We start from the raw sequence: 24,232 nt of genomic DNA on the forward strand, positions 1-24,232 counted from the left end.
TCGCCCTCACCCGCCTACACCTCGGCGGCTACCAAACCCCACTACCCGGCCGCAACTCTCCCACCTGACCCACACATCAGACAGGAGAGCCAAAGGCACGTGGTTGGATCTCTTTTGCGTGTGCGTTCGGCCTTGATCGTTGCAAACCGCCTTGATCGGCGGATCGCCGCCGATCAACGCCGCCGTGCTCACGGCGCTTTCCACGCCGTGGCCGCACAGCGCGCTCTCCGCGCGTTCCCTGCGCTGTGGCCGCACAGCGCGCTTTCCCCGCCGATCAAGGGCGAATGCTCGTGGTTGGATCTCAAATCCGCGTGTATTCGGCCTTGATCGACGCGATTTCCCTTGATCGGCGGATCGCCGCCGATCAACATCGCCGCGCTCACCGCGCTTTCCACACCGTGCCCGTACGGCGCGTTCCCCGCGCCGTGCCCGCACGGCCCGCTCTCCCCGCCGATCAAGGGCGAGTGCACGCGGAAAAGAGATCCAACCACGTGCATTCGCCCTTGATCGATGCGATTTCCCTTGATCGGCGTCCCGCTGAGCCGCGTCCTGCCAGGGCACGTCAGGCGGGGCACGTCCGCCGGGGCCGGCGTCCGCTATGCCGGCGTCTGCTATGCCCGGCGTCCGCTGGGGACGGGGGCGGGCCCTGCCGGGCGGCCAGTCGCGGTTAAGGCGGCAATAACAGGGAAATCGTGGCCTCAGCGGGCGTCTGATGCCGCAAAATCCCCGAAAATGCTGGTACGAAAGATCTTGAGCTGCCGCGGCGTGCGTCGTGGGCTAGGCCGTTGCTCCCGCGGCCTCGCCCTCCGCGGCACACGACCGGTGGACCTTGGGGTGGGGTGGTCGTGGGACGGCGGCGGGTGAGGCCGCGGGAGCGACGGTATGGAGCGCGGCGGGCGTCGCGGCAGCTCATTTTGCTGTCATTTGCCAGCTAGTCGTCGTCACCACCGTCGTCATCGTCATCGTCGTCGTCCTGGTCGCCGCCGGGGCATCCGGCGAGCCCCATCAGGGCGGTCGTCGCGCCGGCCGCTAGAAGGAGCCGGCCGAAGAGGGCGCGCCGCGCGATCGCTGGGCCTGTGCTCGGGGTGCGTGGAGAGTCGTCCATGCCAGCATTCTGGCACTCGCGGCGGGTCACGTCAGTCGCTCTGTCCAATGAGTACGGTCGGCATCAGCTTGGCATGTCAAGCGCTTCTCGGTGAAGCCGAAATGAAAGCGGACGGTGGTCTACTTGGAGATTGGCCCGAACAGTGCAGTAAGGCGTAAGGGGGAGCCCATGGCACGTCACGTTCGCCAGCCCGCACAACTCCGCAGTGTGCGAAGAGTGGCCATCGTGGCCGCGTTCGCCCTGACCGTTCCGGTGGCGGTCGCGCCGGCCGCGAAGGCCGAGTCCGCGGCCGCGCCCAACGCGGTCATCACCTGGAACAGGCACGCACAGACCGCCATCTACGAGGTGGCACGGCAGTCGCCGACGACGACCGCTCGCAGCTTCGCGATGGTTCAGGGCGCCGTGTACGACGCGGTCAACGCGATCGCCGGTAAGCCCTACAAGCCGTACCTGATCGCGCCCCGTACCAGGCCCGGCGACTCCACCGCGGCGGCGGTCGCGGCCGCGGCGTACAACGTGTTGCTTTCGCTCTTCCCGGGGCAGGCGTCGTCGCTGCGCGCCCAGTATGACGAAGCGCTCGCCGCGATACCCGACGGCCGTGCCGAGCGCGGCGGCGTCGCCGTCGGTGAGGCCACGGCCGCTGCCATGGTCGCGGCTCGGCAGAACGACGGCGCGTTCTCGAACGCGACCTGGCGCGTCGGCACCGAGCCGGGCCAGTGGCGGCAGACGCCGCCCGATTTTCTGCAGGTGGGCGCCTGGGTCGCGACCCTGAAGCCGTTCGTGCTCGACGACCCAGGCGACTTCGACACCCCGGGACCGCCGGCGCTGGCCAGCGCCGGCTACGCGCGTGACCTGAACGAGGTACAGGCCGTCGGTTCGGCGACCAGCACGGTGCGCACGCCCGAGCAGACCGAGGCGGCGATCTGGTGGGACGACCCCCGCCTGGTGGAGTGGGAGATCAAGCGCAATCTCGCCACGACGTACCGGCTCGGCAACCTGCAGGCGGCCCGCATGTTCGCGATGGCCGACCTCGCCGCGATCGACACGCTGATCGCCTGCTACAAGGAGAAGTGGCGCTGGAGCTTCTGGCGTCCGGTGACGGCGATCCCGCTGGCTGACACCGACGGCAACCCGGCCACGACCGCCGATCCAGCTTGGACGCCGTTGCGGATCACGGCGCCGTCGACGGAGTACCCGTCCGGGCACGCCTGCTTCACGTCGGCGACCTTGGGAGCGGTGCGGAAGTTCTTTGGGCGCGACAACCTGTCGTTCAGCGCGTCCAGCGTCGACTCCGGCACGACCCGCCACTACGACAGCCTCGCCGTGGCCACGGCTGAGCTGCTCGAAGCCAGGATCTGGGCCGGCGTTCACTACCGCACGGCGGTCGTAGACGGTGACCGCCTCGGCAAGCAGGTAACCCGCGAAGTCCTGAGCCGCTTCTAACCAGCCGCCAGCCGGCGCCGCTGCGCTCGCGCGCCCCGCCCGCCCCTCTCCGCCGATCAAGGGCAAACGCACGCGGTTCGATCTCTTTTCCGCGTGCGTTTGCCCTTGATCGATGCGATTCCCCTTGATCGCCGGCCTGCGGGGCCGGGGCCGGGACGGCCTGCGGGGGCGGCGCCGGGCCGGCCTGCGGGGGCGGCGCCGGGCCGGCGCGAGCCTGGCCCACAGAGAGCCTTCAGGATCAAGTTCAGGATCTTTGAGCTACCGCGACGCCCGTCGTGCGCGAGACCGTTGCTCCCGCGGCCTCACCCTCCGCGGTTACACAACCAGTTCGCCGGCCCGGCATCGCCGCCGGCAGCAGATCGCCACAGTCGCCGCCGACCTCGCTCCACCAGCGCCGCATGGCCGCCGATCCGGCCAGCCGGCCACCTATGTGGACGGACGGACCCGCACCGCGAAAGCTTCTAGAAAGAAAGACGCGAGCTACCGCGACGCTCGCCGTGCTCCGTGCCGTTGCTCCCGCGGCCCCACCCGCCGCCGTCGCACGACCAACCCCGACGAGGGCAGGTCGTGGTGCCGCGGAGGGCGAGGCCGCGGGAGCAACGGGCATGGCGCACGGCGGACGTCGCGGTAGCTCAGAGCCTGGTCCTGAACCTGACCCTAAAAGGTCTAGGCCGGCTGGGAGCGGCGATGTCGTTGTCAGGCGTCGAGTGCTTGGTTTTCGGAACCAGCCCGACGCGGCCGTCCGGTACGGACCTGTCAACCATCACGGTGAAGAACAGGGACCATCCATCGCCCGGCTGAACGCGTTGATCGAGGCGAAGCTGCGGGCGGCCGGCATCGACATCCCGCGGGGATGACGGCGGCCCGGCGTAGGCTGGAGGCGCGAAAAGGGACGAAAGGGCGCGGTATGAGCTACCGGGACCGGATCGAGTCGATGATCGAGGCGCGGATCAAGGCGGCGCAGAGGGACGGCGAATTCGACGACCTGCCGGGTGCGGGCAAGCCCATCCCGGGCAAGGGCGAGCCGTACGACGAGAACTGGTGGGTCAAGGATTTCATCCGGCGCGAGGGCATCGGCGAGGTCATGCTTCCGGCGTCGATCAAGCTGGCCCGCGACGTCGAGCAGCTTCCCGAACGCATCCGCAAGCTGCCCTCGGAGCAGCGGGTCCGGGAGACGGTGGCCGAGCTCAACTCTCGCATCACCGACTACCACCTGCGCCCCAGCCACCCCTTCGTCAGTGTGCGGAGGGTCGACGCGGACGAGATGGCTGCGGCCTGGCGCGCGGCGAAGGGGCTTTGAGCTACCGCGATGCCCGTCGCGCGCGAGACCGTTGCTCCCGCGGCCTCACCCTCCGCGGCTACACAACCAGACCTCGCTCCACCAGCGCCCTCCCGAGCGCGCCTTTCGAACACTCTCTGAAAGGTTCCTGAAAGGCGTTACCGGCGACACTTGCGCTCGTCTGTCGCCGGCCGTCGACGAGAAGTCGTTGGCGTGCCGGCCGAGCGGGGGAGATGCGGATGCGACAGTTGTCGTTGCGGTACGCCTTGCGCCGGTGGTTGATGCCGGCGCTCGTCCTGGTTTTGGCGGCGTCGCTGCTGCCGGCGTCGGCCGTCGTGACCTCCGCACCGCCGCAGCGGCGGGCGGTGCCGATCCGCGAGGCGTCCGATCTGGACAGTGCGGTGCGCGCCGCCGCCGTCCAGGGCAGCCCGGTGCGGGTGGCCGAGCTGACGACCCAGACGCGGACCGTGGACGCGCAGCCGGACGGCACGATGAAGGCGCGGCTGAGCGCCCGGATCGAGCGGGTCCAGCGGGACGGCCGGTGGGTGGGCGTCGATACGACCCTGGTCCGGCGTCCCGATGGCAGCGTGGTGCCCCGCGCGGTCGACGTCGACCTGGTGCTGTCCGGCGGCGGTGCGAAGGTGCCGCTGGTGCGGTACGGCCGCGAGGGCAAGCACATCGGGCTGACCTGGCCGGGCCGGCTGCCCGCCCCGACGCTGTCCGGCCCGACGGCGACGTACGCGAACGTGCTGCCCGGCGTCGACCTGGTACTGCGCGCCAGCGTCTCCGGGTACGCGCAGTATCTGGTGGTCAAGGACGCGAAAGCGGCCCGCAACCCCGCGTTGCGGCAGGTCCGGCTGGGCCTGGCGAGCACCGGGCTGCGGTTGGCGGCCACCCGGACCGGGGCGCTGGAGGCGCGCGACACCCGCGGTGCGGTGCTGTTCGCCGCGCCGCCATCGGTGATGTGGGACTCGCGTCCCGGTACCCGGCGCGAGGCGCGGGTGGGCGTGGCGGTCGGCGGCGGCGCGCTGACGCTGCGACCGGACCGCGGCATGCTGGCCGATCCCGCGACGGTGTATCCGGTCACCATCGACCCGGTCACCGACTGGCTGCCCAAGAGCGCGTGGGCGACCATCCTGAGCGGTCTCCCGAACAACTCGTACTGGAACAGCAGCGCCGACCCGGGCGGCAACGCGCAGGTGGGTAGGTGCCACACCGGCCGGGGCAACTGCAACGGCATCGGCGTCGCGCGCTCGTACTTCCAGTTCGAGACCGGTTTCCTGGCAGGCAAGCAGCTGTTCGGCGCCGCGGTGAACATCACGGCCGTCCACAGTGCTCAGTGTGGTGGCCACGTGCACCAGCTCTTCCGTGCCAACAACACCATCAACCCGGGCACGACGTGGAACAACCACCCGCCGGGATGGCTGGTGCGGGACGTGGGCCAGAACGCCTGCACGTCACCGGCGTTGGGCTTCGACGCGATGGGATCGGTCAACACCTCGGGCGCGACGACGTACTTCATCAAGGCCGCCGACGAGAACAACATGGACGCCTGGCGGCGCTACGACGCGAACTCGGTGTCGCTGTACGTCCACTTCAACAGCCGGCCGGACGTGCCGTCGAACCTGCGCACCGACCCGCCCCTGCGCGCACCCTGCACCTGGTGCGGCGGCGTCTCCTATGTGGGCGACGCCAACATCCGGCTGATGGTGACGCTGACCGACCCGGACCGCGACATGCTCCGTCCGATGTGGAGGTACTCCACCGGCGTGGAGACGGCGTGGAACGGCGGGATGCAGGTCAACGGCGCGACACACGACGCCAACATCCCGCTGGACGACAAGGACGGCAAGTACGTCGGGTGGTGGGTGCACGGCTCGGACGACTCGTGGGGCAGCGACCCGGCGCACGGCACACCGTTCGTTGTGGACCGCAGGCCGCCGGCAACGAAGCCCGGCGTGACGGGCATCCTGTACCCGGCCGACAACCGGTGGCACGGCGGCGTGGACGTGCCGGGCGAGTTCACGTTCGACGCGGCCGGTGTGTCCGACATCGACCACTACCTGTACGGATGGCAGGACCCGCCGGCGACCAAGGCGGTGGCGTCCGCGCTGGGCGGGCCGGCCACGTTGAGCCTGACCCCGCCCGGCGACGGCCCCCGCACCCTGTACGTGCAGAGCGTGGACAGGGCCGGCCACAAGAGTCCGACGACGGCTCACCGCATCTACGTGCGCGCCGGCAACGGTCCGCTGGCGCAGTGGTCGCTGGACGGCAACGCCGAGGACACCGCGTTTCTCGGCGACCGGGACGGCACCCTGACCGGCGGCGGCGTCTACCAGCCGGGCGCGGTCGGTACGGCGCTGAAGCTCGACGGCGCCGGCCACGTGTACGCCCCCAACACGGTGCGCACCGACGCCAGCTTCACCGTCTCGGCGTGGGCCCGGCTCGACGCCCTGGACGACCAGCACCGCACGGTCGTCAGCCAGCACGGCGCCAACACGTGCTCCTTCTGCATCCAGTACCAGGGTGACAAGAAGGCCTGGGTGTTCGTGATGCCGCAGGCTGACTCGGCCAACCCGCCGGGATGGGACCAAGTGCTGTCGAAGGAGCCGGCGGTCGTGGGGGAGTGGACCCACCTGGCGGGCGTGTACGACGCGGCCAGGAAGGAGATCCGGCTGTACGTCAACGGCGTGCTGGCCGGTACGGCGCCGCGCGTGCGGAGCTGGCACGGTGCGGACGCGCTGCGGATCGGCGTGGGCCTGATCGGCGCCGTCGACGAGGTCAAGGTCTACGACCGTCTCCTCAGCGACGCGCAGATCCGCGCCGAGGTCAGCACCGACAATGTCCAGGTAGGACACTGGAAGCTGGACGAGACGGAGGGCGCCTCCGCCGTCAACGCGGTGCCGGACGGGCCGGCCGCGGTCCTGCACCAGGGCGCGACGTTCACGAAGACCGGTGGCGCGGTCGGCGGGGCGGTCCAGATCGAGGGCACCGGCCACGCGACGACCGCCGGGCCGGTGTTGCGCACCGACCGCGCCTACTCGGTCGCCGCCTGGGCGCGGCTGGGCGAGTTGCCGCCGGCCAACGACACGTTCACGGCGCTGTCCCAGGACGGCAACGTCGTCAGCGCGTTCCACCTCGGGTACCGCAACAGCAACGGCGGGCGCTGGGAGCTGTTCTCGAACCTGGCCGACACCCTCGACCGGCCGGCGGGCGTGCCGCTGCAGAGCAGCCAGGCGTACGTGCCGCGGCCGGACGAGTGGACGCACCTCGCCGCGGTGTACGACCCGGTGGCCAAGCAGGTGCGGCTCTATGTGGGCGGGCAACTGGCCGGCGTCGCCGCCCGGGCTACCGCGTTCCACGCCACCGGTCCGTTCGTGATCGGCCGGGGCAAGTGGGACGGTGTGGTCGGCAACTACTGGCGCGGCGCGATCGACGAGGTGCGGGCCTACAGCCGGGTGCTCTCCGACGCCGAGATCCAGGGCATCGTGGCCCAGAGCGGGGTCACGGCGGGCGCCTGGCGGCTCGACGGCGACGTCAAGGACGCGACCGGCGGCGTGGCCGGCGCGGTCTACGGCGGCGCCGACTGGACCGGCGGCCAGAGCAGCGTCCCGGACCCGTCCGACCTGGCCCTGCGGCTGGGCGGCGAAACCGCCTACGCCGAAGTGCCACGGCACGCGGTGAACACCAGCCGGAGCTTCTCGGCCACCGCGTGGGCGCGGCTGGACAAGGTCGGCGGCCACTACGGCGTGGTGTCCCAGGACGGCGCCACGACCAGCGCGTTCAAGATCGAGGCAGACCCGGGCGGCGCCTGGTCGTTCGCCATGTTCACCCAGGATGTGAACGGCGGCGGCGAGGCCCGCCGGGCGATCGGCGGCACCGCGCAGGTCGGCGTCTGGACCCATTTGACGGCCGTCTACGACGCCGGCAAAGGGCTGATGTCCCTGTACGTCAACGGGGTGCTGGCCGCCAGCCGCCCGCACACCAACGCCTGGGACCACCCCGCCGGCAAGCTGCAGATCGGGCGCAACAAGTGGCAGGGCGGCCCGGTCGACTACTTCCCCGGCGCGATCGACGACGTGTCCGTCTACAACAGACCGTTGTTCGTGGACGAGATCCGTACCCTGGCGGGCCGGGATCTGACCCTGGTGCACAACTGGGCGCTGGACGAGTCCAGCGGCACCAGCACCGCTGACGTCGTCGGCGGCCGGCGCGGCACCCTGTCCGGCGGTGCGTCCTTCGCTCCGGGCCGGGTCGGCAACGCGGTGCGGCTCGACGGCAGGGACGACGCGGTCTCGACGGCGGGTGTCGACCTGCGCACCGACGCCAGCTTCACCGTCACCGCGTGGGTCCACATCGGATCCGTCGGGTGCGACCTGGAGACGGTGTCGCAGTGCAAGTCGGACGCGGTGACGCTGGACGGCGAGCGGGCCAGCAAGTTCCGGATGGGCCACATCGTCGACGACAGCCAGCACCCGTCGGGCGCCTGGTTCTTCGAGATGCCCGAACCGGACGGCCGGGTCACCAAGGCCGTCGTCAGCAGCGACCCCGAGGAGCTGATCGGGTGGGCGCACCTGACCGGAGTCTATGACGCGCCGTCCAGGAAGATCTGGCTGTACGTCGACGGCAAGCGTATCGGCGACGGCACGCTGGACACGCCGTGGCATCCCGACGGTGGCCTGCAGATCGGGCGGGGCAAGGTCGCTGGCGCCGCCGCCGAGTTCTGGCCGGGTCTGGTCGACGACGTCCGGCTGTACACCGGCGTGCTGGACAAGGACCGCGTCCTGGCCCTGTACCGGTCGTACCCGGCCGAGGACGGCCCGGCGGAGCTGCCCGTCGCCGACGCCGGCCACTGGCGCTTCGACGAGGCGACCGGCACCACCGCCGCGGACGCCAGCGGCAAGGGCCGCACCGCGACGCTCAAGGGCGGCGCCGGTTGGAGCGTGGGCCGGCAGCTGCACGCCGCCTCGCTCAACGGCACCAGCGGGTACGCCGACACCGCCGGCCCGGTACTGGACACCAGCCGCGACTTCTCCGTCGCCGCCTGGGTCCACCTCACCAATGCCGGCACCGCCAACAAGACGGTGCTCGGCCAGGACGGCGCACGGGTCAGCTCCTTCCACCTGATGCACGAGGGCGGGACGAACACCTGGTCGGTCGCCGTGCCGGACCAGGACCGGGACAACCCGAACACCGTCGTCCTGCGCTCGTCCGAGCCGGCGGCGCTCGGCGACTGGACCCACCTGGCGGTGGTGTACCGGACCGCGACCCGCCAGCTTCGGCTGTACGTCAACGGAGTGCTGTCCGCGGCCCGGGTCGACGCCACGATCTGGTCGGCGACGGGCCCGCTGAGCATCGGCCGGAGCAAGTGGAACGGCGCCAACAGCGCGTTCTTCCCCGGCGGCGTCGACGAGCTGCGCGCGTACGGGCGGGCGCTGTCGGACGGTGAGGTGCGCCGGGTCCACGACGACGTCGCCGCGCCCCGGATGAACGCGTGGCGCTTCGACGACCGGACGGGCCGCGACTACACCGCGCAGCAGAACAACCTCACCGTCACCGGCGCCACCTACATGGCGGGCGTGGACGGCACGGCGCTCACGCTGGACGGCGTGGACGACGCGGCCGCCTCGGCGTCGGCGCCGCTGACCATGCGAGACAGCTTCACCGTCTCGGCGTGGGCGCGGCTGTCCCGCACCGACAAGGTGTCCACTGTGGTCGGCCAGGACGGCGCGCGGATGAGCGGGTTCGCCCTGCAGTACCGGCCGGGCCTGAAACGCTGGGTGTTCGCCGCGCCGCTGCAGGACGCGGACTCCGCGGAGCTTGTCTACGCGGCGTCCCTGGCGCCGGCGCAGCTGGGCCGGTGGACCCACCTGACCGGTGTGTACGACTATCCCGCACGCCAGTTGCGGCTCTATGTGGACGGCAAGCTCGCCGAGATCCAGGAGGGCGTGACGCTGTGGAGGGCCACCGGCTCGCTCACGGTCGGCCGGGGGCGGTTCAACGGGGCGCCGGCGGACTTCTTCCCCGGTGAGATCGACGAGGTGACCGTGGCGGTGGGCCGGGTCGCCGACGCTGAGATCGCGCGCCAGGCCGGCTGGCCGGCGCCGGTCGAGGGCCAGCTCGGCCGGTTCGTCAACGGCGCCGGCGAGCACTACACCGGCAGCACCAGCGCGCCGGTGCGCGACGGGTACCGGTTCGAGGGGACCCTGGGCACGCTGGTCACCGCCGAGCACCCCAACACCCTGGTCCTCTACTCGTGCCGCGTGCAGGAGGACTACTTCACCTCGCGCGACCCGGCGTGCGAGGGCCAGACGGTGGTGGGCGAGATCGGCCGGGTGTACACCCAGCAGCCGACGAACCTGCCCACGGTCGCGGTGTACCGCTGCTGGATCAACTACGACCACTTCGAGACCCGGCGCTCGGACTGCGAGGGCGGCACCAACGAGGGAGTCATCGGCTACACCCTCGCCTACGCCCCGCTGCCGCGCTACTACTACGACTACGCCGGGCCGGTCGACCACCTATCCACTGTGGATGGCGCACCGCCGGGGTACCAGCAGGAAGGACCCGCCGGCCTGGTGGCGCTGTCCACGCAGCCGGGCACGGTGACGCTGATGAGCTGCCTGGACGGCACCGACTTCTTCGTCTCCACCGATCCGGCGTGCGAGGGCAAGCAGGCGCTGGCCAGTACCGGCCGGATCTGGACGGCCGCGCCCGACGGGGTGCCCAGCCGGCCCGTCTACCGGTGCGTGTACGCCGGCCAGCGGTACGTGTCGCTGTCGGCCACGTGCGAGGGGTACACGATGGACCGCCTCATCGGCCACGTGCTCGTGGCCGCGCCCGACACCGCGCCGGTGTTCGGCTCCTGAGTTCCGGACGGGGAGGAACGATGAAGACGCTTCGCAGGCGGATCGCCGCGGCACTGACCGCGGTCCTGGCCGCCACACTGCTGACCACCGTGGCGGTGCCGGACGGCGCGCTCGCGGCCGGTGGGCCGTCACAGCCGCTGCCGGACACGCCGTCCACTCCGGTGACCCAGCAGGAGATGACGGCCCGCAACCAGGACCAGGCCAGCCGGAACGCGCTGACCGGTAACCAGCAGCCCGGCAGTACCCCCAAGAAGGCCGGCGGCGGCACGCCGACGGCGACCGCCCTGTCGCCGTCGGCGTCCTGGCAGGTGTCGCCGCAGACCGGCGACTTCACCTGGTCGTACCCGCTGCGCGTGCCGCCGGCGCCCGGCGGCCTGGAGCCGGACCTGGCTCTGTCGTACGCATCTTCGGCGGTGGACGGCCGGACCAGTGCCACGAACAACCAGGCCTCGTGGGTGGGGGACGGTTGGGACCTGTCACCCGGTTTCGTGGAGCGTGCCTACGGCGCGTGCGCCGAAGACGACATGGGCGGCACCACCCCGCCGAAGGTGGGCGACCTGTGCTGGCGCAGCGACAACGCGACCGCGTCGTACAACGGCGGCGGCGGCGAGCTGATCTGCTGTGACGGTGCTGGACGGTGGCGGGCACGCAGTGATGACGGGGCGCGGATCGAGCGGCTGACGGGCGCCGGCAACGGCGACGACAACGGCGAGTACTGGAAGATCACCACCACGGACGGCACCCAGTTCTTCTACGGATCCCGCCCGGAGGCCAAGTCGACGTGGACGGTGCCGGTCTTCGGCGACGACGCCGGCGAGCCGTGCCATGGCGCCGCTTTCGATTCCTCGCATTGTGTGCAGGCGTGGCGGTGGAACCTGGACAAGGTCGTCGACCGCAACGGCAACACCATCGTGTACGGGTACGAGCCGGAGACCAACTCCTACGGCATGAACCTCAAGGACGCGGCGGTGTCCTATGTGCGCGGCGGCACCCTGCGCGCGATCGAGTACGGGCTGCGGGACGGGCACGCGGCCAGCGGCCGGGTCGAGTTCACGGTCGCCGACCGGTGCGTGCCCGGCAGTAACTGCGTCGCCACTCAGCCGCTGAACTGGCCGGACGTGCCCTGGGACGAGAAGTGCGACACGGCCACCTGCAAGGACAAGCACTCACCGACGTTCTGGTCCACGAAGCGGCTGAGCAAGATCACCACGCAGGTACGCCGGCCGGCGGGCTTCGCCGACGTGGACTCGTGGACGCTCGACCAGCAGTTCCCGAAGACCGGTGACGGCGAGGACCCGACGCTCTGGCTCAAGGGCATCGTCCACACCGGACACGTCGGTGGCGCCGCCGCGATGCCACCGCTGACGTTCGAGGGCTCGCTGCTGCCCAACCGGGTATTCAAGATTGACGGCCTGTCGCCGCTGAACCGGTACCGCGTCACCGGCGTGATCTCGGAGACCGGCGGCTACCTGTCGGTGAAGTACGCCGGCGCGGAGTGCGTCGCGGGCGGCACCATGCCGGCCGACGCGCACAGCAACACGCTGCGCTGCTTCCCGGTGCGGTGGGCCAAGGACAACCAGCCCGAGCGCACCGACTACTTCCACAAGTACGTGGTGGAAAGCACCGTCCAGTCCGATCGGATCAGCGCCAACACCCAGCAGGTGACCGCGTACGAGTACGTTGGCGGGGCGGCCTGGCACTACGACACGTCCGAGTTCACCAAGGCCGACAAGAAGACCTGGGACGAGTTTCGTGGCTACGCCACGGTGCGGATCCGCACCGGCACGGTGAACGACCCCGCGGGACCCATCGGCAAGACCGAGCAACGCTTCTACCGCGGCATGCACGGCGACAAGCAGCCGTCAGGCAACCGGACCGTGGCCGTGCAGCCCAGCGAGGGCCCGGCCCGGGTCGACGAGGACTGGCTGCGCGGCCTTCCACTGGAGACGATCACGTACGACGGCGACACCGACCGGGTGGTCGGCAAGTCGATCCAGACGCCCACCTGGGGCGAGCCGACCGCCACTCGCGGCGACCGCAAGGCATACATCGTGCGCACCGGCGCCACCGAGTCGTGGACAGCGCTGTCGGGCGGCGGGTGGCGCACCACGCGCACCGAGTCCACATACGACGACCGCGGCCTGATCGAGAAGGTCAACGACCTCGGTGACAAGGCCGACGGGGCCGACGACCGCTGCACCCGCACCTGGTACGCGCGCAACACCGACCGGTGGCTGATCGCGTTCCCCGCCCGCGTCGAGACGGTCGCCGCCGGGTGCGGCGAGACCCCTTCGTTCCCGGACGACGCGATCAGCGACGTGCGCACCGGGTACGACGGCCAGCAGCCCGGCGCCGCGCCCACCCGCGGCAACATCACCCGCGGCGACGAGCTCAAGGCGCGCCCGGCGAGCGGTCCGGAGTACCTCACGACGACGACGTCCAGGTACGACCCGCACGGCCGCGCGGTCGAGATCGCCGACGCGCTCGGCCGGGTCACGACGACGTCGTTCACCCCCGAAATCGGCGGGCCGGTCACGCAGAGCGTGATGACCAACCCGCTCGGGCACGCCGTCACCCGCACGCTCGAACCGGCGTGGGGCCTCACCGTGGCCGAGGTGGACGCCAACCGGCGCCGCACCGAGACCGCGTACGACCCGCTGGGACGCACCGTCGAGGTGTGGCTGCCCAACCGTGAGCGGGCAAGCCAAGGCGGCAACGCGACGTTCACCTACCTGATCCGCGGTGACCGCCCCAGCGTCGTCACGACGAACCGGCTCAACCCCAACGGCAGGTACACCACCACCAAGGAGCTCTACGACGGGCTGCTGCGGCTGCGGCAGACCCAGGCGCCAGCGGTCGGCGGTGGCCGGCTGCTGACCGACACCCGCTACGACTCGCAAGGTCGCGCGTACAAGAGCACCCAGCCGTACTTCAACGACGCGGCCCTCGACGACGAGCTCTGGGTGGCCAGCGACGTCGAGGTGGCCGGCCTGACGGTCACCCGCTTCGACGGCGCCGGCCGCGCGGTCGCGCAGATCTACCAGGCCGGCGCGCAGGAGCGGTGGCGCACCACCACGGCGTACGGCGGCGACCGGGTGCACGTCACCCCACCGGCCGGCGGCACCGCCACCACCGCCATCAGCGACGCGCACGGCCGGGCGGTCGAGGTGCGCCAGTACCGGGGTGGTGCGCCGTCCGGCGCCTACGACGCGACCACCTACACCTACACCAAGGCCGGGCAGCGGGCGTCCACAAAGGACCCAGCTGGCAACGAGTGGCGCTTCCACTACAACCTGCGCGGCCATCAGGTGCGCGTCGAAGACCCCGACAAGGGCGCATCGACAATGACATACGACGCGTCCGGCCGGCCGCTGACCGCGACCGACGCCCGCGGCGTCACGCTCGACTACACCTACGACGGCCTGGGGCGGATGCGGACCGTGGCCTCCGGCGGCACGAAGCTGGCTGAGTGGACCTACGACACCGCGACCAAGGGCAAGGGGCAGCTCGCCTCGTCCACCCGGTACGTCGACGGCGCCGCCTTCACCCGGACGATCGCCAGCTACACCGCGCTCTACCACGCGTACGAGACTCGGGTCACCATCCCGGAAAGCCCGCGGACCCAGACGCTCGCCGGCACCTACACCACGTACAGCACCCTCAACGACGACGGCAGCCCCTACCTCACGACGCTGCCCGCCATCGGCGACCTGCCCAAGGAGACGATGCACCAGGAGTACGGCGATCTGTCCAACCCGCTCCGCCTCTCCGGCGGCCTGGACCAGGGCGGGACCGTCGAGTACGTCACCGGCACCGAGTACACCCGGTACGGGGAGGTGGCACGAGTCCAGCTCGGCGAGACCGGCAAGCGGGTCTGGTTGTCGTACTACTACGAGGACAGCACGCGCCGGCTCAGCCGATCCATTGTGGACGCCGAGGTGTCCCAGCCGATGCAGTCCGACGTCAACTACTCCTACGACCCGGCCGGCAACATCCTGTCCGTCGCCGACACGCCCAAGGACCTGCCGCACGACGTGCAGTGCTTCCGGTACGACCACCTGCGCCGGCTGACCGACGCGTGGACGCCCGCGTCGCAGTGCGCATCCGCCCCTGACACCGCCACGCTGGCCGGCGCCGCGCCGTACCGGCACTCCTACACGTACGACACGGTGGGCAACCGGCTCACCGAAACCCAGCACGCCGCCGCCGGCGACACCGTCCGCACGTACGCCTACCCGGCGGCCGGCGCGCACCAGCTCGCCTCGGTGACGACCACCGGCCCGTCCGGCCCGTCCGGCGTCCGCAAGGACGAGTTCACCTACGACGCCGCCGGCAACACGCTCACCCGGCCCGGCCAGAAGCTGGACTGGGACGCCGAGGGCAAGCTGGCCGCGGTCACCGCGGGCGACAAGACCAGCCGGTTCGTGTACGACGCCGATGGCGAGCGGCTGCTGCGGGAGGACCCGGCGAGCATCACCGCCTACTTCGACGGGCAGGAGCTGCGGCTGGACAAGGCCACCGGCAAGCTCACCGGCACCCGGTACTACCAGCACGGCGGATTGACGGTCGCCGTGCGTACCGGTGCCGGAGTGACCTGGCAGGCGGGCGACCATCAGGAGACCGCGCAGGTCGCGGTCGACGCGGCCAGCCAGCAGGTCACCAAGCGGCGGCAGGCGCCGTTCGGCGCACCGCGCGGCGCGCCGGTGCCCTGGGTTGGCGACAAGGGTTTCGTGGGCGGCACCACCGACGCGTCGACGGGCCTCACGCACCTGGGCGCCCGCCAGTACGATCCGCTGCTCGGGCGGTTCGTCTCGGTCGATCCCATCATGGACACCTCCGACGCCCAGCAGATGCACGGGTACACGTACAGCAACAACAACCCGGTCACCTTCGCCGACCCCACCGGCATGCTGTTCGGCTGGATCAAGAAGGCGGCCAGCGCCGTCGCCAACGCGGTGGTCAACACGGTCAAGGAGGCCATCAACCACCCGCTGGACTTCATCGCCAACGTGGCCGTCGGCGTCGCTATCGGCGCGCTCGTCGCCGGGGCGTGCGCCGTCACCGTGGGGGTCGGATGCGCGGTCGCCGGCGTCATCATCGGTGGCGCGGCCAGCGGCATGGTGGGTGCCAGCCAGAACGCCAACCGGCAGGGCCGCGCGGCCACTCCCGGCGAGCTGGCCACCGGCGCTGGCGTCGGGGCGGCGGTCGGCGGCGTCCTGCACGGTGCCGGCGCCGCGATCGGCAAGGTGGTCCAGAAGGCTCGCGGCGGCTCGGGCAGCGGATCCAGCGCCGCGGCACCCGCGTTCGCCACCCGGACGTACGCCCAGAACCGCGGCCTGGAGAAGGCGGCGGCGGCCCGCGACGCGGAGATGGACCGCTGGTACAACGAGAGCGGGCCAAACTGGCCGACCGAGCGCGAGAAGAACCGCACCTTCACGGCCGGCATCGACCCGAACAACCCGGACCGCATCGCGGTGGGCATCTCGTCCGGCGAACACGGCTGCGCGGAGTGCATGGTGGCGGAGAAGTTGAACCTCTCGACGGACCAGGTGCTGTTCACGCACGCCTACGGATACCGCCGGACCTACCCGGAGAAGGACGGCGCCAAGTACGGCATCGACCCGAGAGAGGGCGGGGGCGTCATCGACGCCTGGATGAAGCGGGAGATCCCGATCTGCGTCAAGTGCCAGGGCCGGTCGACCAAGGAGCAGTACCCGCGGGACGTGAAGTTCGAACCGGGTGGCGCGTGGAGCCAGACCTACACGACCCGCGACGGGCGCGTCTGTAACCGCGGCGGCGGGCTCTGCGCCATCTAGCGCACCAGCCCCTTCGTGATGGTGGCGTCCCCCAAGTCGTTCCGGCGACTTGGGGGACGCTTGCTTCATTGTCGCCAGTGGCACGGTAATGAGACGATGCAGGACATGTCCGCAACACCGCTTCGTCATCCGTTCTATGTGGACAACCTCGGCGTCAACCGGCCACCCGGCCCCGACAAGCACCCTTACTACAGCCAGTTCGCCGCCTCCGGCTCGAGCCTTGTACCGGTAGTGCGCACTGTTCACGGCCGCCCTGTCGACGCTTTCCTTGTCTGCCGATACATGGACGTGAAGGAAGTGTTCCGCAGGCAGGAAGTGTTCTCGCGCACGGCTGCGGCCCTCGCGGATCACATCGACGTGTCTGGGACCTTGCTCGGCTTGGACGGTGAGAAACACGCAACGGTACGGGGCACAGTCAAAGACGCGTTTACCGCGTCAGCCGTCACCGCGCTGCGCGACGTGGTCGACCACGCGGCCGCCGGCCAACTGGCCGCTATGACGAACAAGGGGCGTCCTGCTGACCTGGTCCAGGATTTCGCGCTCCCGTTCACCCTGCACGTGATCTGCGACATGCTGGGCCTGCCCGGCGAAGACCGGATGAAGTTCCGCAAGTGGGGTGACACCTTTCTCGCCACCGGTGGCCTCACCCGTGAGGAAGCGGCTCAGTCGGCCATGGAGATGGGCGCCTACCTGTGGCAGCAACTGGAGCAGCGACGCGGACAGGCGACCGGCGACGTACTGACACGGATCGCGACGGCCGCCGCCGACCAGCCAATGGACGTGCAGATCAAGCTGGCCATAGCCCTGGTTGTCGGAGGCTGGGAAACCACCGCCACCTCCATAGCCACCTTCGTCTTCGTGCTACACACGCGGCCATATCGCACGTACAAGACGGGATGGGACTACCTGCTCGACCACCCGGAGCAGCTCGGCTCCGCCGTCGCCGAACTGCAACGGCTGTATTCCACCGCTGCCGGTGACGAACTGCCGCGCCGGGTCATGGCCGATGTCGAACTGCCGAGCGGCGCGCGACTGTCCAAAGGCGACATCGTCATTCCATCGCCGGACGCCGCCAACCGCGATCCCAGTGTCTTCCCCCGCCCGGACGAGATGGACTTCGAGCGGAATCCCAACCCCCACCTGACCTTCGGCCATGGCCCGCACTACTGCGTCGGAGCCCACCTGGGCGCGTTGGAGTTGCGCACGGCCATCGGCGTACTGCTGCGGGAACTCCCTCAACTGCGGCTCGCGGTGCCCGCTAGCCAGGTTCCTTGGAAGGCGGGACATAGCCTCCTTGGTCCCGAAGAGCTGCCCGTCGAGTGGTGAATGCTCAGAGTCGATAAACGGCGAAAGGGGCGTCCGGGTGTATGCCGGTCCGGCCCTCGACAAGTCCGTCACGCCGGATGATCCCCGCGGCGAGCGCCGCCCGGCCAAGCTCCGTGACGTAACCGCCGCCCGTTCGTGCGTCGCGCACCGCCCAGCCAAGCTCGAGCATCCAGCCCGGTCCAATACGCGACTAACGGATCGCTGTACAACAGGGCCAGGTCATCGACATCGTCGCGACCAACCGGTGTCAGGACGAGCCGCCGCGTCAAAACCGGATCGATCCGCTTCGCACGCGTCGACTCAGCTTCGTCCCCCCAGCCGTTATCCACGTTTGATCGGATGGGTGCGTCGCTCGGCGGCGTCGAACGCGGGTGCGAGCGGGGCCAGCGCCGCGCGGAGCTGGTCGGGTAGTGAGCCGGAGGGCACGACCAATCCTCCGGCGGCCTCCGCGCTTCCGGCCGGCCGGAGCCAGCCTTCCAACGCGATGCGGATGGCCGCGGCCACGCTCGCCGCGAGAACGCGGGCCGTGTGCGCTCCGGCGTCACCTATGCGTTCGGCGATCACCGTCGTGAGAGGAGGCCCGATACTGGCGGTGGTATCGAGGAACGCGTCGCGCAGCGCGGTCCGGGTGGTGATCAGCAGCAGCGCCTCCTGTTCGCGTTCACCGGCGTTCGTGTACTGCTCGACCACTGCTTCGGTGACGGCGTCGGCCAGGCGTGCCCCTGCGGGCCGGGCCGCGACCGCCGCTGCGATCCGCGCCTCCCGGTCCGCGGTAACAGCGGACACGATCGCCTGCTCACGGCTGGCGAAGTAGTTGTTGTAGGTGCGCGGCGATACCCCGGCCGCCTCGGCGATGTCCTCGACCCGCACCTGGTCCGCTCCGCGCTCCACGGCCAGGCGCAGGGCCGCCTCGCGTAGCGCCTCTCGCGTGGCCTGCTTCTTCCGCTCCCGCAGCCCAGGCGATGGTGTCGTCACGGTGCCAGCGTGCCACATAATGATGCGTGCGCGCAAACTTGCGTGCACGCACTTTTTCTGTCAGCCTCGACCCGACCGAGACCGACAGAGAGGACGTCACCATGCGAGCACGAGGAATGACCTACGACACCGGATTCGTCGTACACGGCCAGCTGTCCCGCGAGCACCTCGACCCCGCGGTGGTCCGGCGCGAGCTCGCCATCATCCGCGACGACCTGCACTGCAACGCGGTCCAGATCATCGGCGGCGACCCGGACCGACTGGAGCTGGCCGCCGGTGCCGCCGCCGAACTCGGCTTGGAGGTCTGGTTCTCGCCCTATCCGCTGGAGCTGGATCCGGAGCAGATCCTCACGCTCTTCCGCGACTGCGCCGAGCGAGCCGAACGGCTCCGGCGGCAGGGGGCCACAGTCGTGTTCGTCGCAGGGGTCGAGCTGAGCGTGATGAACCGCGGGTTCCTGCCCGGAGAAAGCCCCGAGGAACGAGCCGAGCAGCTGATGAGCCAACCCGAGCGGCGCGCCGAAGCGATGCGTGAACTCGGCGTGCGCGTCAACGCGTTCCTCCGCGACGCCGCGGCCACCGTCCGCGAGTGCTTCCAAGGCAGGCTCACCTACGCGGCCATCCAGTTCGAGCAGGTCGACTGGACCCCCTTCGACATCGTGACGTTCGAGCTGATCCGCTCCGCCGAGGTCGCCGACCGGTTCCGGGACGCGGTGCGCACCCTGGCCCAAGGCCCGAAGCCGCTCGCCATCACCGGGTTCGGCACCGCGGCCTACCGCGGCGCGGGAGACCGCGGTGGGCGAGTGCTGGAAGTCGTCGAGCACGACCCAAAGACCAAGGCCCCCGTACGGCTCAACGGCGTATACGAGCGCGACGAGGCCGGCCAGGCCGCATACCTGAGCGAACTGCTGGAGATCTTCGAGACCGAGGGCGTCGACAGCGCCTTCGTGTTCCTGTTTGCCCTGCCTGGCTACCCCCACCGCCCGGACGGCGACCCCAGGGACGACTTGGACCGGGCCGGCCTGGGCATCGTCAAACTCCTCGAAGGGCGCCGGGGGCAGACCTACCCCGACATGGAATGGGAGCCCAAGGCCGCCTTCGCGGCGGTGGCGCAGCGGTATCGGAGGTGACAGGCCCCCAAGAAAGACGCGAGCTACCGCGATGCCCGTCGCGCTCCATGCCCGCTGCTCCCGCGGCCTCACCCTCCGCGACTACACAACCAGTTCGCCGGCCCGGCATCGCCGCCGGCTGTAGATCGTGGCGGACGACCCGCACCGCGAAACCTATCTAGCCTGGCTCACGGAGTGAAATACTGCTCGGCAAGGTCGCGGATCACCAGGGAGCCCCAGACTCTGGCGACGGCTCCGATGTGGACGCCGTCGTACCGGATCGGCACCAAGTCGTCGAGTTCGAGCGGCCTGTTCCCGAGCACTTCGCCACCCGTGCGGGTGATCGCGTCGAACCGGGATTTGGCCTGCTCGAGAATCTGGTGACCGGCGATCCGGTCAGACGTGGGCGGCTCGTCGCCGACCCAATCCATCAATCCAATGACGACACCGACCCGGTCCTTCTCGCCGAAGGCCGGCACCGCCATGACTCGCCCGCATCCGAACCGTCCGTTCGACAGCGGTATCGCCCAGTACTGGCCGGCCGCGAGAAGCCTGTTCGATCGCGGAGCAAAGGGGTAGCGCCTCTCATTGGCCATGACGCCGATGGTGCCAGTTCGCACGCTGTCTCCTAGCGCCGTTCGAGGACGGAGTCGGTGAAGTCTTCGACCGCCCATGCCACCTCGGTGGGTGCGGTCAGATGTGCGGCGTGTCCATGGCGGCGAAGTACCACGACCGACCGCACGCGGGGTAGCACCTTCGCCAGCGCCTCCCAGCGCTGGCGGAGGTTGGCGGGGCTGCGGTCGCCGCCGAGCAGGCACGTGGGCACCTCTACGGCGGCGTAGCGGGCAAGTCCCACGCCGAGTGCCTCGATCGCTTCGTCGTCGCTGATCTGTGCCGGTGCGAACGCCCGCAGCCGGCGCCACACCGACGGAGCCAACCGGACGCAGGTGACCAGCCACCGGGGCGCCTGGACGATCTCCCGCAGATGGATGGCCATGGCTCGGCCCGGCAGCCTACTGGCACCGAGCTCCCGCACCGGCGGCCCGACCTGTTCTTCGACAAACGCCACACCTCTTCTGCCGCTGCCAGCGGCTGGCTCGCCCCGTCGCGCTTGTGGGTTAACGTGTGCGCCGTGCGTGCCCGCCTACTTGCCGAGTTCCAGCTGTCATCGCAGACGTCGATGGAGTGGACGGGCACCGGCTGGCTCAACACTGACGCGGAGGCTGGGCTACTGCGATCGTTCGATACCCGGTTACGGCCGTGTTGCCAGATACCGGTGCCCGACCTCGATGGTGACGTGCATGCCTCGGCAGCATCGGATGGTTCTCGGTTCGCGCTGGTCGGCGTCGACGGCGTCACCGTCATCAACGAGGCCGGCAGGCCGCTGTGGCACCGGCCGGAGCGGATCGCCGCGCCGTATCAACGACGTCAACCCAGTGGCCACTTCGACTCCCAAGGCCGGCTATGGGCATACCTGCCTGGCCGCGACGATGAACTGGCTGTCCTCGACCCGGTCGACGGCTCCCTGATAGCCAGAACGCGGCTGGACACGTACCAGGGCGCCGCCACGTTCCTGAATCATCCTGACGGCTGGCACATCGGTGTGACGGTGGCGATGGGCCAGGACGGCACGACCAGCTTCTGGGCCCGCCTGGACGGTGACCGCATCCACCTGCGCTCCGTGTCGGGTGAGATCCTGGCCGATATCGCCAGCACCGGCGACTGGTACATCGACCTGCCCCACCGCGGCGACCAGATCGCCGTACGAGACGTCGCTGACGGCACGGCGCGGATCAGCTGCTTCGCCCGAGATGTTCCCAGGTTCGTACACCCGGTGGGCTACATCCTCAACAGCGCTGCCACCCTTGTCACCGACGAATACCTGCTGGTCGGCGTTGAACCCGACGACTGCGACGGCGACGAACAGCATCTATTGCTGGCCACCGACACCCTCACCCATCTGGCGACGATCGACTACCCGCAGCCCATGTTCCTCAATTCGATCACGCACGCCGGCGGCAACGGACGCTGGCTGACCCACAACTGGACAACCGGTACCAGCCAACTTTGGTCCCTGCCCGCCACAAACACTGCGCGATAGACGCGTCCACCACGACCCGAGCCTGCCCGAGCGCGACCCGCAGCACTCAGTCGAACCCCGCGACCTGCCGGATGGCGCCCCAACCGATGCAACGAGCCTGCTCGGTCGATGAACCAACATGCCGCTGACAGAGTTTTGGCCAGGGTGGACAGCTGGGCCTGGGGCGGCTCAGACTTCCGAGGTGGACTCCGTATCCCGGCGCGAGCAGCTTCGGGACGCCTTTGCCAACCTGGACGGGCTTGTCAATGCGGAGGGATACGTAGCAACACCGTGGATCCTGCGGATCAGGACCGCCCTGGAGTACTTACGCGACGTCGAGACTGGCGACTCCGAGGCGGTAGGTCATGCTCGCCGGATCTTCCTCGACATGCACTTGGGAGGACGGAACTTCGGCGACTTCTTCTTATGGCGTGTAGGCGAGCCGAGCCTCCGCCTTGCAAACCAGGAGCTCGAGAGCGCGAAGAATCGAGTATGGGCACTGTTGGAAGACTGAGCTGTTCCAGATAGGCACCCTGCCGGACTACCTACCTGATTCGCGGTCCGCGTGGGCCCGTCGCGTGCGTCGCTAAGGTGTAGCGAGGTGCCACGTCGCTTCGATGACGTTGTAGACCGCCGTACGGTGGACCTTTTCCGGGAGCGGCTGGGCGAGCCGCCATTCCTGCGTGGTGGCGGACAGGCTTACGGTTACCGCGTCCGGGGACACGGCAGCAAGCATTCCGACCCAGTGACGACTCTCTTCGATCAGGGCTTCAACCAGGGCGTGTGGTGGATCCGACACCTCTACCGGTGCGGCATCGGCCAAGGCTGAGCCTGCTATCAGGGCTAGCAGGCGGCCCAGGATGGCCGGGGGAACTCCTCGATCGGCGGATTCCACCCAGACATAGCAATCGTCGTGCCCGGAGTACCACAGACAGCAGCCGGGAAGCGTAGGCAGGATCGGCTGGCCATGATGCGCGGTTGCGATGGCAAGCGCGATCTCGTCCAACTGCTGCGCGTTCGGCTTGTTCGGAAGGCCGACAAACGTCAGTTCGTATGGGTGCCAGCCGGCCAGGAAGCCGGGCACGTCGTCGCGCCGCATCACCAGTGCCTCGTCGCTGAGACCGACAACGCCCGCGGCCAGTGCAGCCCAATCGTGCGCCGAGCAGTCGATGCCCTGCGCTGCGGCAACCTGCGACGGCTTCCACTGAACGTACTGCTCGTCCAGGAAGCTGTTCGTCGCGACGTCTGCCACGACGACGGTATCGCTCGCCGCTTTCACCAGGACATCTGCTAGCTCTGAAGCCCGGGCCGCGGTCGCCTGGACTGACCAGCCGCCGGCGGCCTCGCGGACGCTGAAGCTCAGCGGAAACGGCGCGCAGTTGAGGCCAATGCCGTTGACCGAGAACGCGCCGTCATGCCGGACCTCGACCACCACCGCCCCTTTCAACAGAGCATGACCACAGTGCAGCGTGAAGGATCGCCGCGACCGACATCGTAGATCCAAAGCACTTGCGACAAGACCTCGACGAACGTCCTGATCTGGCTGCGGTCACACCAGGAGCGGCTTGATGGCGAGCCAGGCGCGGAGCCGGTGGGCCAGGTCTGGATCCTCGAGTTCGTTCAGGTGCGGTCCGGCGGCGTTGATCAGGTTCTTGGCGCGTCGCGAATCAAGCATCTCCTGGTGTCCCAAAACGAACAGGCTCTTTCGGTCGGTGAGCGTGGCGACCTGCTCCAGTGCGACGGGTATGGCGTCCAAGCACTCCCGGACGACAGTGTCCGCCGATGGCAGGAGCGCAGCTTCGATGCCCGCGCCTCGCATCCGCGACACGAAGTACGCGACGCGCTCTGCGACGTCGTCCCGACTGAGCGTGGAGCGCTCACGCGCCTGCGCCAGCAGCCATATTTTCAGCTGGGCCCAGGCCACCAGGTTCGCCGGCTGATGCGCCAATCGGTGATCGAGCAGGGTCAGCAGGTGCAGCCACCAGTTCCCCTCCGGGAGCGCCGGCTGATGGCGGTCGAGCCATTGCCGCCGTGCACCGTCGCTCAACGCCAGCAGCTCATCGAGCTCCTCGACCGTTACTGTCTCGCCTCGCACCCCACCAAGAGTGACGTCGCCGGCGACGACGAACAAGAAGGCAACGACGTCCAGAATCCGCACACGACCGCTGCCGGGACGAGCGCTGTCCGGTCCGAAAAATGAGCAGAGCCGGGCCACCCCAGTGCGGTTGGATGG

14 protein-coding genes are annotated in these 24,232 nt (G+C 69.8%); 8 read left to right on the plus strand and 6 right to left on the minus strand.

Features of this window, described 5'->3' with window-relative positions:
- Positions 1 to 931 precede the first annotated feature (931 nt).
- On the minus strand, positions 932 to 1,105 hold the full coding sequence (locus QMG73_RS40485; protein ID WP_281904603.1) for a hypothetical protein: 174 nt from the start codon (positions 1,103 to 1,105) through the stop codon (positions 932 to 934).
- Positions 1,106 to 1,273: 168 nt separating this feature from the next.
- On the opposite strand from QMG73_RS40485, the gene QMG73_RS40490 reads away from it, so the two are divergent.
- From QMG73_RS40490 to QMG73_RS40510, 5 genes are all read left to right on the plus strand, one after another.
- The gene (locus tag QMG73_RS40490; RefSeq protein WP_281904604.1) at positions 1,274 to 2,548 is read left to right on the plus strand and encodes a vanadium-dependent haloperoxidase; all 1,275 of its coding nucleotides are present in this window, start codon (positions 1,274 to 1,276) and stop codon (positions 2,546 to 2,548) included.
- Between the two features lie 907 nt (positions 2,549 to 3,455).
- Positions 3,456 to 3,848 carry a DnaJ family domain-containing protein gene (locus tag QMG73_RS40495; RefSeq protein ID WP_281904606.1) on the plus strand — a complete coding sequence of 131 codons (393 nt, stop codon included), beginning with the start codon at positions 3,456 to 3,458 and terminating at the stop codon, positions 3,846 to 3,848.
- A 218-nt stretch (positions 3,849 to 4,066) separates the two neighbouring features.
- On the plus strand, positions 4,067 to 10,696 hold the full coding sequence (locus QMG73_RS40500) for a LamG-like jellyroll fold domain-containing protein (protein ID WP_281904608.1): 6,630 nt from the start codon (positions 4,067 to 4,069) through the stop codon (positions 10,694 to 10,696).
- Between the two features lie 20 nt (positions 10,697 to 10,716).
- Positions 10,717 to 16,512: an RHS repeat-associated core domain-containing protein gene (locus QMG73_RS40505; RefSeq protein ID WP_281904610.1), complete on the plus strand. Its 5,796-nt coding sequence runs from the start codon at positions 10,717 to 10,719 to the stop codon at positions 16,510 to 16,512.
- A gap of 96 nt (positions 16,513 to 16,608) precedes the next feature.
- On the plus strand, positions 16,609 to 17,838 hold the full coding sequence (locus QMG73_RS40510) for a cytochrome P450 (RefSeq protein WP_281904611.1): 1,230 nt from the start codon (positions 16,609 to 16,611) through the stop codon (positions 17,836 to 17,838).
- 321 nt (positions 17,839 to 18,159) lie between these two features.
- On the opposite strand, the gene QMG73_RS40515 is transcribed toward QMG73_RS40510, so the two are convergent.
- Positions 18,160 to 18,813 carry a TetR/AcrR family transcriptional regulator gene (locus QMG73_RS40515; protein WP_281904613.1) on the minus strand — a complete coding sequence of 218 codons (654 nt, stop codon included), beginning with the start codon at positions 18,811 to 18,813 and terminating at the stop codon, positions 18,160 to 18,162.
- A 101-nt stretch (positions 18,814 to 18,914) separates the two neighbouring features.
- On the opposite strand from QMG73_RS40515, the gene QMG73_RS40520 reads away from it, so the two are divergent.
- Positions 18,915 to 19,940, plus strand: a complete 1,026-nt coding sequence (locus QMG73_RS40520; RefSeq protein ID WP_281904614.1) for a hypothetical protein — start codon at positions 18,915 to 18,917, stop codon at positions 19,938 to 19,940.
- Positions 19,941 to 20,107: 167 nt separating this feature from the next.
- Here the strand turns inward: QMG73_RS40520 and QMG73_RS40525 are convergent, their stop codons facing one another.
- Both QMG73_RS40525 and QMG73_RS40530 read right to left on the minus strand, forming a co-directional pair.
- Positions 20,108 to 20,515, minus strand: coding sequence for an Imm26 family immunity protein (locus QMG73_RS40525; protein WP_281904616.1), 408 nt, complete (start codon positions 20,513 to 20,515; stop codon positions 20,108 to 20,110).
- A gap of 32 nt (positions 20,516 to 20,547) precedes the next feature.
- Positions 20,548 to 20,988: an alpha/beta fold hydrolase gene (locus QMG73_RS40530; RefSeq protein ID WP_281904618.1), complete on the minus strand. Its 441-nt coding sequence runs from the start codon at positions 20,986 to 20,988 to the stop codon at positions 20,548 to 20,550.
- Between the two features lie 63 nt (positions 20,989 to 21,051).
- Between QMG73_RS40530 and QMG73_RS40535 the strand changes: the two genes are divergently transcribed.
- Positions 21,052 to 22,020, plus strand: a complete 969-nt coding sequence (locus tag QMG73_RS40535; protein ID WP_281904619.1) for a hypothetical protein — start codon at positions 21,052 to 21,054, stop codon at positions 22,018 to 22,020.
- Between the two features lie 181 nt (positions 22,021 to 22,201).
- Positions 22,202 to 22,513, plus strand: a complete 312-nt coding sequence (locus QMG73_RS40540; RefSeq protein WP_281904621.1) for a hypothetical protein — start codon at positions 22,202 to 22,204, stop codon at positions 22,511 to 22,513.
- Between the two features lie 72 nt (positions 22,514 to 22,585).
- On the opposite strand, the gene QMG73_RS40545 is transcribed toward QMG73_RS40540, so the two are convergent.
- Entirely contained in the window at positions 22,586 to 23,434 is an 849-nt protein-coding gene (locus QMG73_RS40545) for a hypothetical protein (RefSeq protein WP_281904622.1), read from the minus strand.
- Between the two features lie 114 nt (positions 23,435 to 23,548).
- Positions 23,549 to 24,157, minus strand: coding sequence for a hypothetical protein (locus tag QMG73_RS40550; protein WP_281904624.1), 609 nt, complete (start codon positions 24,155 to 24,157; stop codon positions 23,549 to 23,551).
- Between the last annotated feature and the right edge of the window lie 75 nt (positions 24,158 to 24,232).

Origin of the sequence: Phytohabitans aurantiacus (assembly GCF_027923225.1) — a bacterium.
Classification (GTDB): Bacteria; Actinomycetota; Actinomycetes; order Mycobacteriales; family Micromonosporaceae; genus Phytohabitans; species Phytohabitans aurantiacus.

What these genes read in the sequence shown, in the direction of transcription:
- QMG73_RS40485 (WP_281904603.1), bottom strand. Translation starts at nt 1,105, where the DNA reads ATGGACGACTCTCCACGCACCCCGAGCACAGGCCCAGCGATCGCGCGG.
- QMG73_RS40490 (WP_281904604.1), top strand. Translation starts at nt 1,274, where the DNA reads ATGGCACGTCACGTTCGCCAGCCCGCACAACTCCGCAGTGTGCGAAGA.
- QMG73_RS40495 (WP_281904606.1), top strand. Translation starts at nt 3,456, where the DNA reads ATGAGCTACCGGGACCGGATCGAGTCGATGATCGAGGCGCGGATCAAG.
- QMG73_RS40500 (WP_281904608.1), top strand. Translation starts at nt 4,067, where the DNA reads ATGCGACAGTTGTCGTTGCGGTACGCCTTGCGCCGGTGGTTGATGCCG.
- QMG73_RS40505 (WP_281904610.1), top strand. Translation starts at nt 10,717, where the DNA reads ATGAAGACGCTTCGCAGGCGGATCGCCGCGGCACTGACCGCGGTCCTG.
- QMG73_RS40510 (WP_281904611.1), top strand. Translation starts at nt 16,609, where the DNA reads ATGCAGGACATGTCCGCAACACCGCTTCGTCATCCGTTCTATGTGGAC.
- QMG73_RS40520 (WP_281904614.1), top strand. Translation starts at nt 18,915, where the DNA reads ATGCGAGCACGAGGAATGACCTACGACACCGGATTCGTCGTACACGGC.
- QMG73_RS40525 (WP_281904616.1), bottom strand. Translation starts at nt 20,515, where the DNA reads ATGGCCAATGAGAGGCGCTACCCCTTTGCTCCGCGATCGAACAGGCTT.